We start from the raw sequence: 14,125 nt of genomic DNA on the forward strand, positions 1-14,125 counted from the left end.
TCAGTCGCCGGGACTGATCAGGCCCGGCGAGTGGGGCTGGAGAAGATCGGCTTAGCCGCGGGAAGCCGCATTAAGTCGCTCGGCTCGGGCCGATCGGCGGCGGTCAATCTGGCGCTATGCAGGAGGTGGTTTGCTTCGTGAAGCCGCGGCTCGATCTCGTAACGACGTTCATCGCCTCACCGAACCGCCTTAGCTTCAGAGCTCCTGAGCGCCGTGGGGCCCACTCGCCGCATTCAACAACGCGCAGGGTCATCGCGCTTGAGGTGCGTCGAAAGCTTGTTCGATTTTATCGCTGCACCTCCGTTGGCGGCGTCGATGCAGACTGTCCAATCGCGGACGAAGTGAAGTCCGTTTCTGACCCGTCGCGGACAGCCGGAGAGACCGCTTTTGGACGGCCATCCCTCTAGCTGCGCGCGCTCAGGCAGGTTGGTCTAATCGTCGGAAAGCTAGGGAATATTTGCGCGGACTTCATGGTCCATGATCAACTTCCCCCCGCCCTCAAGCGGCGGGCTTCGCGAACAGGTCTTTCAGTCGCGAGGGCTGGCAGCGCAGGTACTGGTCGGCGGCGCGCACCTGTCCGCCAAGCTCGGCCGCGGCGTGCCAAGGCCAGCGCGGGTCGTAGAGGATGGTGCGGGCGAGCGCGACCATGTCGGCGTCGCCTGTGGCGACGATCGTCTCGGCCTGCTCGTATCCGGTGATCAATCCTACGGCGACCACGGGGATTGAGACCTCGGCCTTCACCGCGCGCGCCAACGGCACTTGATAGCCGAGCGAGACCGGAATCTTCTGGGCGGGATGCAGCCCGCCGCTCGACACGTGGATCGCGTCGCAGCCGCGCGCCTCTAACGCCTTGGAGAAGGCGATCGTCTGCTCTACGTCCCAGCCGCCCTCGACCCAATCCGTCGCGGACACGCGCACGGTCACCGGACGCTCGGCCGGGAACGCCCCGCGCACCGCGTCGAAGAGCTCGAGCGGGAACCGCATGCGGTTTTCCAGCGACCCGCCGTAGTCGTCGTCGCGCCGGTTGGAGAGCGGCGACAGGAACTGGTGGATCAGATAGCCGTGCGCGCCGTGGAGTTGGACGGCGTCGACGCCGAGCCGGCCCGCACGGGCGGCCGCCGCCGCAAAGGCGTCCCTGACCTTCTTCAGCCCGTCGGCGTCGAGCGCCCGGGGCGGCGTGTCGCCGTCGGCGAAGGGAACCGCGGACGGCGCTTCGGTCCGCCAGCCGTTCGGGGACGTCGGAGCAATGTGATGGCCGCCGAGCCACGGCTTCTCGGTCGAGGCCTTGCGGCCGGCATGGGCGAGTTGCACTGCGATCGGCATGTCGGACCAGCGCCGCACGGCGGCGAGCGTCTTGCCCATCGCGGCCTCGGTGGCGTCATCGTAGAGCCCGACGTCGCCATAGGTGATGCGGCCCTCGGGGAGCACGGCGGTGGCCTCGATGGTCAGCAACGCGGCGCCCGACAGCGCGAGTTGGCCGAGATGGATAACGTGCCAGTCCGTCATGCGGCCGTCCTCTGCCGAATATTGGCACATCGGCGCAATAACGATCCGGTTCTCGAGTTCGAGCTTGCCGACGGAAATCGGCGTGAAGAGCTGAGGCTGGGCCAAAGGAGGCTTCCTGATACGGAAGGACCGACGCTAAGCGTCAGCCCTTTTGAAGGCGTGAGACTGTCGGCGGAGATAGGCGCTATGTGCTCCACAGTCGAGTTTCGACGAACAGACGCGGATCATTGGCCACGCCGATCTCGCCGCGTAGGCCTTGCCGAAACGTGATGGGCAGGTGGTCGTTGCGGTATTCCTCGGACAGCGCCGAAAGCTCTTCGGAGACCTCGATCCCGGAAATCCGCGCGGTCCGCCCGCCAGCCAGAAGCCGGATTGCCTGGCGAGCGCGCGAGCGCGTCGAGAGCCACGACGATGCGACCGCTCAGGTTGAGGGGCCCGGTCGGTGGGGGTGGAACAGCACTTCCGTGTCGGGCGCCTGAGCAGCCTCGGAGGACCGCGTCATGGCGGCTACCTCGTCCATGGTCCCGCCTCAAAGAGCGATGATTCCCGGTCTCCTTGGACCGTCTCAGGGAATGTTAGGGGCGCAGCGATCCGCCTCAACTGACGCCCGTCAATTTAGCGCAGAATTGGCGCTGCCGAGACCAGCGACGGCGATGGGCCAGCGATCGTTAGCGCCAAGGACATCGCGCCAAGGACGAAGTGTCAGCGGGGATCCGGTCGCGGGCGATTCCTGACGCCCGTCAATGCCGGACCGGCGCCGGTGGGATATAAGACCCTGCAGATCGTTGGCCCAGCGGCCGCCACCAGCCGCGACCTGCGCCGTCGCCTGGACGGTGGCGAGACGATCAGCGTCGGGGTGGAGTATCGCGGCCGCACGCCGAGCGGCGGGCTGCGGCACGCGGCGCTTGCGGAGATCCCGGAGCACTAGAGCTTGCTCCACGGATCGGCGTCTTCATGCGCCTTCTCGATGCTCTTGCGGAGCCTGTTCGCCTTCATGCTTCCGGGCACGGCCCAATACGGGCGGTTTCCGTGGGCGCCTGGGTAGTACCGCCAGCCGGCGAAACGAGGCACAGGCCGAAGGCCTCTCAGCTCCTGGGGCGCAATGCTGCGAGGAATGCGGACCTCCAGACCGAGGGGATCCGATGCGCTCATGAATGCCGCTACGGCCTCCGCTGCTGAAACCGATTTGCCCTCGTCGTTGTAGCGACCGACCTTCACGGTCTCGCCGTCCGGGATCACAAACACGACGGCAATCGAACTGCGATAGCCGCTGCGGCGGAGTTCCCGAGCCCACTGGAAGGTCGTCATGAAATTTGGGACGACCGGCACGCAATAGACGTTCGCCTCCGTTCCCCACGTTTGAGGCTTCAGACCGCTTCGCAGAACCGCGCGCGCCAGCCGAGCATCGGTGATGTGAAGAAATCGAGCCAACCTCAGTCCCCAGATAGCAGCCGAGTTGTTCAGGCGTCGTCGTTCCGGAGCAGCTCCATCTGGTAGGTCTCCGTCGCCGGAGAAATCTCGTCCAGCCCTCCGTCCTGGCGCAAGCCGCGTGCCACCACGATCAGAGCGTCGTCCGGGAGCGGCCGCTGCAGCGCCTTTGCCTCCGCCCAGTCCCCGCGCAGCCAGACATCGATCTCTTCAGCGGCCGTGAGGATGACCGGCATGGCCTTCGGATGGATCGGCGCGACGACCGCGTTCGGCTCGGTCGTGAGGAAGCCGTAGGCGTCGACCGTCACCTCGCCCTCGGCGTTCTTCCGCACGCTCGTCCAGGTCGTCCAGATCCCGGCGAACACGGCGAGCGGCCGGCTCTCGTCGCGCGCGAACCACACGACCTCCTTCTTCCCGCCCGGCAGCGTGTCGTATTCGCTGAAGCTCGTGAACGGCACGACGCAGCGGTTGGTCGGTCCCAGCCAGCGGCGCCAGTGCGGCGACGCGGTGTTGCGGATGTTGGTCACGCCGGGATCGGTCGTGGGCCCCTTCAGGGCGAAGACCGGCGACGGCATGCCCCAGCGCGCCAGCGCAAGCTCGCGGCCGTCGGCGCCCTCGCGCACGATCGGCGCGGAGTAGTCGGGGAAGATGCCCGGCATCGGCGGCAGGTTGCCGGTGCGGTCGACCATCGCGCGCGTCAGCTCGCGGATCGCCGCCTGGCCCTTGGTGAGCGAGTAGAGATTGCACATGAGCGGCGTGTCCACGCTTGCGTCAGCAACTGATGTGGATCAGCCGCGTTACCGTTCTACCGCGAGCGGAGAACGGTGTATGCCGGTACCCTACGCCCTTGTGGCGGAAGCCGAAATCATCGGCCGCACGGACGTCGCCGACGTGCTCACTCAGGCTGGTCGCACATCGACATCGTCGTGTGCTCGGCGCGACGTCTCGCCTGTTCAGCCCGAGATTTCCTCGAGCGACTTTCCTCTGGTCTCGACGCCTAGCGTCAGCACCGCGACCGCGGCGACGACGAATGAGCCAGCCCCAAGCGCGAACACGCCGGCCGAACCAAGAGTTGGTAAGACCACCCCGATGACAGACGGTCCGATCAACGAACCGATCCGGCCGACCGCGGAGGCGCAGCCCGCGCCGGTCGCCCGCGCGCGCGTCGGATAGAGCTCCGGCGTGTAGGCGTAGAGCGTCGACCACATGCCGAACAGGAAGAACTGCATGACGAGGCCGAACACGATCAGCATCGTGAACGATGGCGCGTTGCCATAGGCGAAGGCTGCGACCGCGGAGCCGATCAGCATCAGCGCGCACGTGCCCTTGCGGCCCCAGGCGTCGACCAGCCAGGCGGCGGTGATGAAGCCCGGAATGCCCGCGAGCGCGATCAGCACGACGTATTCGGTCGACTTGGTGTTGGTGAAACCCTGCGCCTGCAGCAGCGCGCCGAGCCAGGTGGTGAGGCCATAGAAGCCGAGCAGCGCGAAGAACCAGACCAGCCAGATCATCACGGTGCGGCTGGCGTACTCGCCGGCCCAGAGCTCCATGAAGGAGAAGCGGCGCTGGCCCCGCGCGAGGGCCGCGACGGGCTTCGGCTCCCCGAGGCTCGCTCCGGCCGGCAGCCGCTCCGCGACCTTCCGCTCGATGTGCGACATGACCTTCTCGGCTTCGTCCAGCCGGCCCCGGTCGGCGAGCCAGCGCGGGCTCTCCGGCACGAGGAAGCGCACGACGAACAGGAACAGCGCCGGGATCGCCTGACACAGGAACATCTCCCGCCAGGTGAAGTGCGTGAGGAACAGCCAGCTGAGCAGGCCGGCCGCGATGAAGCCGATCGGCCAGAACCCCTCGAGGATCGCGAGGTAGCGGCCGCGCTTCGCCGTCGGGACGAACTCCGACACGATCGCCAGCGCGACGGGGAACTCCATGCCCATGCCGAAGCCGAGCAGCAGGCGGGCGTAGCCGAGGGTCGTGGGATCGGGCGCGAAGTAGCACCACAGGCTGCCCGCGCCCCAGAAGATCATCGAGATCTGGAACACGAGCTTGCGGCCGATACGGTCCGCCGCCATCCCGGAGATCGCCGCGCCGAGGAACATGCCGAGAAAGCTCATCGACGACAGGAATCCGGCCTGCGCGGTCGAGAGGTTGAACTCGGTCTTGATCGAACCGAGCAGGAAGGTCAGCGAGCCGAGGTCGATCGAGTCGAAGAACCAGGCGGTCGCGATGATCGCGAAGATCATCTTCTGGTAGCCCGTCATCGGCAGGCGATCGAGCCGCGCCGCGATCATCACGTCGCTCGCCGTCGTGGCCGACGACGCTCCGGCAGGCGCGGCGGCGCCTCCCGCTGGCAGCGAGATATCCGTCATGGCCGCATCCTCCCCCGGTTGCGTGGCTCGAAGCTCGGGCCCTTTGGGCCTCTTACCCCGACGCTATTTCCGGAAAATGAGAGATGCAACTGATATATTAGTAGCCTTCCAATCCTTCGCCCTTCTCTTTTTGGGTGGTCGGCGGCGTGCTAAGTCACTCTTCGTCGACGACCAAGCCGCCCCAAGGAAACCGGGAAACCATGAGCGTGACGAAGGTGCGATCGCGACCGCCGCGCGCTGCGGCGGTCGAGCGTCCGGCGGTCGAGCGTCCCGCCGCAGAGCGCCCCGCGCCGGCGCAGCCCGCGGACGGCGGGACGTTGACTGACCGGGCCTATGTGATCCTGGAAGAGCTCATCACCACCCTGCAGCTTCCGCCCGGAGTCTTCCTGAGCGAGATGGCGCTCGCGCAGAGGCTCGGCTTCGGCCGGACCCCGATCCGCGAGGCGCTTCAGAGGCTCGCGCGCGACGGTCTGGTGATCGTCGCCCCCCGCCGCGGCATTCTGGTCTCGGAGGTGAACCTGAAATCGCAGTTGCGCCTGCTCGAGACCCGGCGGGTCCTCGAATCCCTTCTGGCGCGGCTGTCGGCCGAACGGTCGGACGCCGGTGAGCGGGCGCGTTTCGCGGCGATCGCGGAGGGCATGCGGACCGCGGCGGCGGCCGCCGACGACCTCGCCTTCATGCGGCTCGACCGCGAGTTCAACGACCTGGTCTCGGCCACGGCACGAAACGAGTTTGCGGCGCGCGCGATGTCCAACATGACCGCCCTGTCGCGGCGCTTCTGGTACCAGCACTACAAGGAGGTCGGCGACCTCGGGCTCTCGGCGCGGCTCCATGCCGAGGTCGCCGAGGCGATCGCGGCGCGCGACGGCGCGGCCGCGGCCGCGCGATCCGACCGGTTGATGGACTACATCGAGAGCTTCGCCAGAAAGACGCTCGACGTCTGACGTCGTCTGGTCCGGAGCAGATTCCGGACAGAAGGACCGCCGTCAGACCTGCCGGCGGTTCTCGACCATGGCGGCGAACTTCTCGTATTCCGCCTCGTTGACGCCGTAGGAATGGTCGTCGTCGGGAAACGCGCCGACCTTGACCTCGCGCACATACTCCTTGATCCCCGCCACCGCGACCTCGGTGAGCCGCGCGTAGCGCTTGGTGAACTTGGGCTTGAAGTCGGTGAAGACCCCGAGCAGGTCGTGGCAGAGCAGGATCTGGCCGTCCGTGCCGACGCCGGCTCCGATGCCGATCGTGGGGATTGTCAGCTGCTCGGAAATGAGCTTGGCGATCCGCGCCGGCACCGCCTCGAACTCCAGCATGAAGCAGCCGGCGTCTTCGATCGCGAGCGCGTCCTCGAGGATCTTGAAGGCCGCGTCCGCGGTCTTCCCCTGGATCTTGAAGCCCCCGAAGGTCGCGACCGTGTGCGGCGTCAGGCCGATGTGGGATGCCGTCGGGATTCCCGCGTCCACCAGCGCCTTCAGGATCTGCGCCCGGCTCTTGCCGCCCTGCGGCTTCACGGCGTCGGTGAGCGCCTCCTGCATGAAGCGCGTGGCGTTTACGAGCGCCCGGTCGATCGTGTTGTAGCTCTGGTAGGGCATGCAGCCGAGCGTGAACGTGTCCGGCGCGCCGCGGCGGATCGCCTGCGCGTGCATCACCATCATGTCCATGGTCGCAGGGATTGTGTTGGGGTGGCCGTGCGCGATCATCGCGAGGCTGTCGCCCACCACCGCGACGTCGACGCCCGCCATCTCCGCCCATTTGGCGGAGGTGTAGTCCGGCACCGACATGTAGACCATCTTCTCGCCGGTGGCTTTGGAGGCGCGGATCTGCGTCACGGTGCGCTTCTCGCGCTTTTCTGACGACGGAGCTGCGGTCATATCGAGTGCTTTCAGGAGGGGTCGCGCGTGAGGCGACGGGAGGCCGGGGCGCTTTGCGCCTGCGGCGTTCGCCGTCGGGGAACGACCCTCGGGGTGGATCCGCGGGGCCGCGCGATGGACACGTCGCGGCGGTTAGGCCGCAGCGGCGTCGTAGGTCGAGACGACGTCGTCGATGTCGGCCGTCGACATCTCCCACTCGTTCTGGAAGTTCGCCACCACGTCCCGCATGAAGCGCTCAGTCAGCGCCTCGGCCCGCGCCCCGTCGCCGAAATGATCGGTCAGGATCGCAAACGCCAGTTGCCGCGGGGCGGGACCCTCGTAGCTCCATTCGAAGTCGGCGCCGGCGTAGTCCTTGAGGTCGTCGCGCGGCTGGAGCGGTTCGCCGTTCACGGTCACCAGAATGCCGTCGATGGTGCGGTCGCCGATATAGGTCTTCATCGCGCGCGCCCCTTAGCGTCCCGGCCCGCCGGCGTGTTGTCGGCCTTGGACCGCATGACCTCAGGGAAGATCCACAGGCTGACGCCCGTGAACGGCCCGAGGAACAGCAAGGCCATCTGGGGCCCGGTCTTGCCGAGATGCCCCATGTAGAACCAGCCCGCGGCCGCGGCGAGCAGCACCACGATCGTGAGCCCCATCTTCACCCTAAACGGCATCGCCCCCTCCCTTGTTGTCGTAGGTTGTCAGGCGGCGTAGACGCCGCCGACGACGTGCAGGAGCGCGATCGCGAGAACCGTGCCGGCGAGGAGGATCGCAAGACCCGCCGCGCCGTCGCGCCAGCGCTCCGGCCACATGTTGAAGATCCCGGGCGCGAACAGGAACGCGAAGCCCGCCACGATGACGACGCTGGTCCAGCGAAGCTCAGCCGCCGCGTAGATCCCGGTCCCGACGGCGAGCGCAAGAAACGCCAGAGCGTTGACGATCGCAAGCGGAACGCCGGCCGGATGGACCTTAAGGTCGTCGCGGGTTGACAGCGGAAAGGCCCCGGCCAGCACGTAGAAGCCCAGTCCCGCGACGCTTGCGAACAGCGCAAACCATGCGAGCGCCCCCAGGTTCGGTTCGATCATGTCCATTGAGTTCCGGCTCCTCGGTGCGGAGGCCCGACGACGTCGTCGCGCCGATCGACGTCATTCGGCGGGCTGCGCGTAACCCTTCTGAGCCGCGGCTCCGGGAGCCCGCGGCGTGCGCGCGGTCTTCCGCATGTCCGTCTTCACATGCTCGGTCGAGTAGCCGTTGAACAGCGTCCCGATCAGGCCACGGTTGAGGTCGGAGGTGCCGAACAGCCAGTCCATGATCGGGAACGTCAGGTTCATGTTGCGCTCCATCATGATCGACTGGTCGTGATGGGCGGTGTGGTGCCGCCGGTTGGTGTTGATGAACGGCATGTTTCTGACGAACCAGTTGTCGTCGACGTGGCAGCAGAAGTGCATGAACTCGTAGATCATGTAGATCGACGTCGTTGTGGTGATGAACAGCCAGCCGACGTTGGCCGTGAACAGCCAGCCGAGCACGATCGCGCCGGGAATCGACATCAGCGTGAAGGCCGCGAGCGCGTAGGGCGGAAAGAACGTCACCCGGTAGTCGCGGTGGTCGGCGAACCGCATCTCGTGCTCGGTGAAGAACTGGTGATGCTGCAGCGTGTGGCGGTTGTAGACGGCGCGCGCGACCGGGTTCTTGGACGGCCGGTGCATGACGTAGCGGTGGATCCACCACTCGACAAAATTGCAGAACAGGAAGGTGATCGGAACGGTCGCAAGCTCCGCCCAGGACGGAGCGTCGAGGTTCGACAGGTAGATGTAGAGCGCCGTGAAGCCGATCACGTAGATGATCGCGATGTGCAGCAGGCCATTGTACCAGCCCGCCACGCGCTGCCGGTAATTCGCCCGGTAAGCGCGCTGCCGTTCGGACATGGTTGTCTGGGTGAGTTCCATGTTTCCCTCCTGCTTGGACGCCGGTCACCGGCCTTGCTGCGCAACTGATATATCATTGGCGCATCACGAAAGCTAGGAGGATTAAAAGTGAGGAGCTGACCACCTATTTTTGGGAAGAGCGGCACGTTCGCGTGGCGACAGGCTCGCGCCGCGCCCGGCGCCAATCGAGGGAGCGAGGCAAAACTACCGCGGTAGTGACCCTAGGTTCGAAGTGCTCCTTGTTCATCCTGGTGGACCGCTGTGGCGAGCGAAAGATTCTCATGCGTGGTCGATCCGAAAGTTGAAATTCAAAGCGGAGAGACCGCCGAGGAGGCCGCCAGACGGGATTTTACAGAAGAGCTTGGAGTCCCACTCGCCGGCGCGCTCGCGACGCTCGGAACTGTCAAACCTCTAGCAGACAAGATCATTTATGGCTTCTCGTGGTGCGACGACGATGCCATTAGCAGCCTTCGTTCGGCAATGGGACGCGCCTTGCAAGCGGCGGCAAGCCCGATCCCGTTATCCAAACCGTCGTGGCGACCAGCCGTTTTCACTGCAGCGTACGCGCCCTCGACTTACTGCGTGGGAGGTCATCTCTAGCTGACCATTTCCAAGCGCATCGCGCAGCAGCGCTTCAGATTTCGGTTTCGCCGTTAACTGACGTTAATGCGGCGTTCGCAGCCGAAGCAAAGCTTGTCGCGTCGCCTCATGTTGGGGAGCCGCAGCGTCTTGCGCGCATCGGAATTTGAGCCTGTCAATCCAAGCCATCTCCTCGGCTGAGGGGATCGTAGATCCATATCGCCGCTTCAATTCCTTGGATGTGCTTCGACTCCGATTCCCTGTCTTGCTCTCGTCCTCGCCCATATGACCCATGAACTTTTCTTTCAGAACTTCCGGGACGCCTGCAGCGTCACAGGCCGCGCTGAATGTGTGCCGCGTCGGATGAACGACATGCCTCGGATCCGTCGCCACCATGTCAATCTGGCGATTAAGTCTCTTGGACGTTCACCGGAAGGCGGTCGAGGATATCTCGATACTGAAACACGTCGTATTTCCTGTAATATCCAATCGGCTTGTCTCCAACGACAGCGGTTAAGACATCGATCCGTCCTGGACAGTCGGCCAGATGCTTGGCGCTCTCGCCCAACTCTTCCTGTTTCTTAGACGAAAAAGCGGCTACTCGCGTAGATAGCGCGATCCCGGCCGGGCCAGCGATTGCGACACCGCCGCTGCGACTGCCGAATGCACCATGGCCTCCAGCGTCCCAAGCCCAGGGAGGCGATCAGGGGCGTCGCCGCAATAGCGCCTTCGGGAAGAAGCCGGCGCGGAACACCGACGCCCTGCAGTTCTGCTTGAACGAAAGCATCGGTGTCCGCCGAAATCAGATCAGCCAGATCGTCGTCCATGATCAGCTTCGGCGCGCCGTCGATGACGATCGGGCGCGACGTTCCACCTCCGGCGAGGCGCTCCATCGTTATCTGGCATTTCGCTCGATCGGCCCAACGGCGGCGGTCGCCATCGAAATCGTCCATGACATGGTCCAGGATGGCCGCGAGCGCAGAGCGAGCGTCCGGGCCAAGCCCGGCGCTCCTCAACGTCTCGAATGCCTCCTCGACCACCCGCACGAGCGTCGACGCCCTTCGCCGGGCGATCCGGAAGTCGCTTGTTTGAACCGAGCGCCGGATGTCCGGTCTGCCAAGGCGAGAAATGAGATCGGATGGGACCGATCTGCGGAACCAGAGCATCTGGCCTCGCCGGCAAATGTAGCTTGGCGAGATGCTTGGCATGGCACGAATCGCGTTGAACGATCGGCGTGCCGTTTCGGGAAACGAATTTTGCATCGCTTGGCGGCATCCGTTCGTGTGACGGTGCGCTGTGACAATGCGAGCGAAAAATCAGGCCATCTGATCGAAAAATATCAACGACTTAAGTCGTGGCGGAGGGAGCGGGATTCGAACCCGCGATACGGTTTCCCGTATACACACTTTCCAGGCGTGCGCCTTCAACCACTCGGCCACCCCTCCGGAGCAGCGGGGAGTATCAAGCCGCGGAGGCGGTGACAAGCGGGGATGACCGAAACTTCGGCGATTGCCGCCGACGGCGCGGCGACCCATGTTCACACCGCGGCCGACGCGGCCGCTGCGCATGCTCGATCCGACAGTCAAAAGGCCGCCGACGCCCATGATCCGCTTTCTGATTCGCCTGCTCGGCTTCCTCGTGCTCGCCGCCGGCTTCGTGGCGTTGGTCGTCGACGGCGCGCGGGCGATCGCGTCCGGCGTGGTGACGCTGACGTCCCTCGAGTCGAGCTGGGCGACCTTCGCTCCGCAAAGCCTCACCGACGCCAAGGCCGCCGCCGGCGGGGGCGCCGCGGCCTCGATTGTCGATCCCGTCCTCGCCTTCCTGCTCTCCGCGCCGACCTTCGCGGTGTTGGTCGCGCTCGGAGTGATCTTGATGCTTCTCGGCCGGCGTCCGCGCCGGCTGGTGGGCGTCACGCCCTGACCGCGATCGCGCCCCGCGAGTTGACGAAAGAGTGGCTGCTCCCGTGCTTGCCCGGTCGTTTCGCGTGTGTCATGCGGGCTTGGGGGCTGCGCGCGCGACCGGGGAGAGCCTGGAACGCCGACGGGGGCTAGTAGGGTCATGATAGCACGCACGCTGGAGCGCGGCCTGTTCGCCAGCCGCTGGCTGATGGCGCCGTTCTACGTCGGCCTCGTCGTCGGCCTGGCGGTGCTCCTGGTGAAGTTCCTGCAGGAGCTCGTGCACTTCGCCGAAGGGGTTTTTGTCGCGACCGAGAGCCAGGTGATCCTGGGCGCGCTGTCGCTAATCGACCTGTCGCTCACCGCGAACCTGATCCTGCTCGTCATCTTCTCGGGCTACGAGAACTTCGTCTCGCGCATGGATCTGCATGACCAGAACGAGCGGCCCGAATGGATGGGCAAGGTCGATTTCTCCGGTCTGAAGATGAAGCTGATCGCGTCGATCGTCGCGATCTCCGCCATCCAGCTGCTGAAGTCCTTCATGGATCTCAGCGAGACCAGCGACCGCGACATCTACTGGATGACCGTCGTCCATGTGGTGTTCGTGCTGTCGGGCGTATTCCTCGCGCTGTCCGACTGGCTGACCGACGACGCCCACGGCAAGGCGGGCGACAGCCATGCGCCCAACCCCAAGGGCGAATCCGACAGCGAGGCGGCGGCGCGGCATGTCCGCGAGGACGCGGGCGTCGCCGGCTAATCCGGCCGCAAGGGCGATCGGGCCCAGAGGCCGCGCCGCCATCGCGGTCATCCAGGGGCGAGAGCGCGGTGTTCGGGCGAGGACGCCCCAAGCCGGAAGCGTGGGTCGGCGATCGGTCCTTCCACCCGCACCGGGGCGCGCAGAGGGGCGCCGCCGAGCGGCGCGAGTTGCCCCGCCAGAGCGAGCCGGCGCGTCGTGAGGTCCGCCTCGCCGGACAACGCGAGCGAGGCTAGCGGCCCGGACAGTTTCAGATCGTCGCTGCGGGCGACGCCGCGCCTGATGACGGCGGTTCCCTCGGCCGAGGTAACGTCCAGCCGGCCGGGCAGACCGAACAGCGCCAGCGCCTTGGCGCGGAATCCGCCGATCGCCCGATCGCTCGCGAGCCGGGCGGAGGCGCGGCCATTGAGACTCGCGACGATCTCCGCGATCGAGCCGCCGACGCCCTCGAGCGCGAGGTCGCCGTCGACCACGCCCGACAGCCGCGTCCCGCCCGCGGCGGCCTCCAGCGCCCGTTCCGAATCGACCCCGCTCAGCGTGAGCCCGATCTTGACCGACACCGTTCGACCGTCCGGCCGGATCGTGGCGCCGCCGCGGACGACGCCGCCGTAGGCCGCGGCTTCCCCGACGCCGACGTCGAGCACGCCGTCGGCCACGCCTACGGTCGCGGCCGTGGCGCCCAGGCGGAAATCGCCGACGGTCACAGCGCCGGCCGAGAGCCTGAGGTCGAGGTCGACGGCGCGAAACGGCCGGGCGTCCAGCGCCGCGGCGCTCCACACGTCCGCGGAGCCGAACAGCGGCGCGAAACCATCGACGTAGTGCGTCACGTCCAGCGCGCCGGCGTCGAGCGTCGCTTCGATCAGCGGCCGCCCGTCCCGCGCGCCGAAACGCGCCGCGCCGACCAGCGTGGCGTCGTCCACGACCAGCTCCGCTCGGGTGACCGCGACGCCGTCGCCGTCGACGGTCGCGCTCCCGGTGAGGCTGACCTCGGCGAGCGGGGCCGCCAAAGCCGGCGCGGCGGAGCCGACCCAGGCGATCATGTCGCGCAGGGACGCGAGCCGGACGCCGAGCCCGCCTTCGAGCCGCGGGGCGGCGCCGCCCGTCGCGGCCCCCTCGAACGCGAGCCGCGCGCCCGCAGCGGTGAGCCGCAGTTTTGCGCCCGACCGACCCTCGGAGAGAAGCGCGAGCGGATCGGCGATCGAGGCGAGAGCCTCGACCCGCCGGCCGCGGAAGACGGCCGCTCCGGTGACCGACAGCGGCCGCCCGGCGCGAGGCCAGACGGCGCCGGCGTCGAGGTCGTCGAGACGCCCGCCCGACCAGGTGACGACCGCATCGCGGATCCGGATCCGCGGCGGATGGGCGGCGCCGAGCGGGCGCGCCTTCAGAAGAGCCGCGGCGCGTTTGAGGTCGATCGCTTCGGCGTCGATCGCGGGCGTCTTCAGTTCGAGCTCGTCCAACTCGACCCGGCCCATCAGCAGGGCTCCGATCCGCGGCGTAGCGACCACGGCCCGGACGACGGCCATCGGCGTTCCGCGCGCATCGGAAACCCGCACGTCCTCCAGCCGTAGTCTCGGCTTGGGAAACAGGACGAAGGAGCTCTCGCCGCGCGCCTCGACCACGAGATCGCCGCCGGCCGCGACGCCCGATCGCAGCGCCGCCTCGATTGCTCCGGGCGGCGTCCGCACGGCGGCCGCCCCGAGGCCGGCGCCAAGCGCAAGCGCCACGACGGCGAGGCCGAGAACGATGCGACGCATCGGAACGGCTCCCATGATGCGGAGAAGGACCGGAAGGGCGGGCGCCGCTTATACCGCCGCCGCGCCGA

16 protein-coding genes and 1 tRNA gene are annotated in these 14,125 nt (G+C 66.9%); 5 read left to right on the forward strand and 12 right to left on the reverse strand.

From position 1 onward, the window contains the following. Positions 1–498 precede the first annotated feature (498 nt). Positions 499–1,611: an NADH:flavin oxidoreductase/NADH oxidase gene (locus tag METY_RS01755; RefSeq protein ID WP_103119664.1), complete on the reverse strand. Its 1,113-nt coding sequence runs from the start codon at positions 1,609–1,611 to the stop codon at positions 499–501. A gap of 655 nt (positions 1,612–2,266) precedes the next feature. Here METY_RS01755 and METY_RS20990 point away from each other — a divergent pair. Continuing rightward, positions 2,267–2,434, forward strand: a complete 168-nt coding sequence (locus METY_RS20990; RefSeq protein WP_160147289.1) for a hypothetical protein — start codon at positions 2,267–2,269, stop codon at positions 2,432–2,434. Here METY_RS20990 and METY_RS01760 read toward each other — a convergent pair. The 3 genes from METY_RS01760 to METY_RS01770 form a co-directional block, all read right to left on the reverse strand. Further along, positions 2,431–2,814 carry a hypothetical protein gene (locus tag METY_RS01760; protein WP_103119665.1) on the reverse strand — a complete coding sequence of 128 codons (384 nt, stop codon included), beginning with the start codon at positions 2,812–2,814 and terminating at the stop codon, positions 2,431–2,433. The genes METY_RS20990 and METY_RS01760 overlap by 4 nt on opposite strands. A 152-nt stretch (positions 2,815–2,966) precedes the next feature. Further along, positions 2,967–3,683, reverse strand: coding sequence for an SOS response-associated peptidase (locus METY_RS01765; RefSeq protein ID WP_103119764.1), 717 nt, complete (start codon positions 3,681–3,683; stop codon positions 2,967–2,969). Between the two features lie 204 nt (positions 3,684–3,887). Continuing rightward, positions 3,888–5,300, reverse strand: a complete 1,413-nt coding sequence (locus tag METY_RS01770) for an MFS transporter (protein WP_103119666.1) — start codon at positions 5,298–5,300, stop codon at positions 3,888–3,890. A gap of 200 nt (positions 5,301–5,500) precedes the next feature. On the opposite strand from METY_RS01770, the gene METY_RS01775 reads away from it, so the two are divergent. Beyond that, positions 5,501–6,244 carry a GntR family transcriptional regulator gene (locus tag METY_RS01775; protein WP_103119667.1) on the forward strand — a complete coding sequence of 248 codons (744 nt, stop codon included), beginning with the start codon at positions 5,501–5,503 and terminating at the stop codon, positions 6,242–6,244. A gap of 42 nt (positions 6,245–6,286) precedes the next feature. Here the strand turns inward: METY_RS01775 and panB are convergent, their stop codons facing one another. From panB to METY_RS01800, 5 genes are all read right to left on the reverse strand, one after another. Next, positions 6,287–7,168: a 3-methyl-2-oxobutanoate hydroxymethyltransferase gene (gene panB / locus METY_RS01780; RefSeq protein ID WP_103119668.1), complete on the reverse strand. Its 882-nt coding sequence runs from the start codon at positions 7,166–7,168 to the stop codon at positions 6,287–6,289. A gap of 132 nt (positions 7,169–7,300) precedes the next feature. Next, positions 7,301–7,606: a DUF6166 domain-containing protein gene (locus METY_RS01785; protein WP_103119669.1), complete on the reverse strand. Its 306-nt coding sequence runs from the start codon at positions 7,604–7,606 to the stop codon at positions 7,301–7,303. Then, on the reverse strand, positions 7,603–7,821 hold the full coding sequence (locus tag METY_RS01790) for a hypothetical protein (RefSeq protein ID WP_103119670.1): 219 nt from the start codon (positions 7,819–7,821) through the stop codon (positions 7,603–7,605). The genes METY_RS01785 and METY_RS01790 overlap by 4 nt, the downstream gene beginning before the upstream one ends. A 27-nt stretch (positions 7,822–7,848) precedes the next feature. Next, positions 7,849–8,238, reverse strand: a complete 390-nt coding sequence (locus METY_RS01795; RefSeq protein ID WP_103119671.1) for a hypothetical protein — start codon at positions 8,236–8,238, stop codon at positions 7,849–7,851. A 54-nt stretch (positions 8,239–8,292) separates the two neighbouring features. Beyond that, positions 8,293–9,096, reverse strand: a complete 804-nt coding sequence (locus tag METY_RS01800; protein WP_103119672.1) for a sterol desaturase family protein — start codon at positions 9,094–9,096, stop codon at positions 8,293–8,295. A gap of 264 nt (positions 9,097–9,360) precedes the next feature. On the opposite strand from METY_RS01800, the gene METY_RS21680 reads away from it, so the two are divergent. Then, the gene (locus tag METY_RS21680) at positions 9,361–9,675 is read left to right on the forward strand and encodes an NUDIX domain-containing protein (protein WP_346433147.1); all 315 of its coding nucleotides are present in this window, start codon (positions 9,361–9,363) and stop codon (positions 9,673–9,675) included. 560 nt (positions 9,676–10,235) lie between these two features. Here METY_RS21680 and METY_RS01805 read toward each other — a convergent pair. Together METY_RS01805 and METY_RS01810 are read right to left on the reverse strand one after the other, a co-directional pair. Beyond that, positions 10,236–10,916 (reverse strand): DUF6538 domain-containing protein, encoded by a 681-nt coding sequence (locus METY_RS01805; RefSeq protein WP_160147290.1) that lies wholly within the window; start codon positions 10,914–10,916, stop codon positions 10,236–10,238. Positions 10,917–11,009: 93 nt separating this feature from the next. Continuing rightward, positions 11,010–11,099, reverse strand: a tRNA-Ser gene (locus tag METY_RS01810). Positions 11,100–11,256: 157 nt separating this feature from the next. On the opposite strand from METY_RS01810, the gene METY_RS01815 reads away from it, so the two are divergent. Further along, entirely contained in the window at positions 11,257–11,574 is a 318-nt protein-coding gene (locus METY_RS01815) for a hypothetical protein (protein WP_103119765.1), read from the forward strand. A 138-nt stretch (positions 11,575–11,712) separates the two neighbouring features. Next, the gene (locus tag METY_RS01820; protein WP_103119674.1) at positions 11,713–12,306 is read left to right on the forward strand and encodes a TIGR00645 family protein; all 594 of its coding nucleotides are present in this window, start codon (positions 11,713–11,715) and stop codon (positions 12,304–12,306) included. Positions 12,307–12,353: 47 nt separating this feature from the next. On the opposite strand, the gene METY_RS01825 is transcribed toward METY_RS01820, so the two are convergent. Continuing rightward, positions 12,354–14,057, reverse strand: coding sequence for an AsmA family protein (locus METY_RS01825; protein WP_160147291.1), 1,704 nt, complete (start codon positions 14,055–14,057; stop codon positions 12,354–12,356). Positions 14,058–14,125: the final 68 nt, after the last annotated feature.

The organism is Methylopila sp. Yamaguchi, from assembly GCF_002897035.1.
Lineage (GTDB): Bacteria > Pseudomonadota > Alphaproteobacteria > Rhizobiales > Methylopilaceae > Methylopila.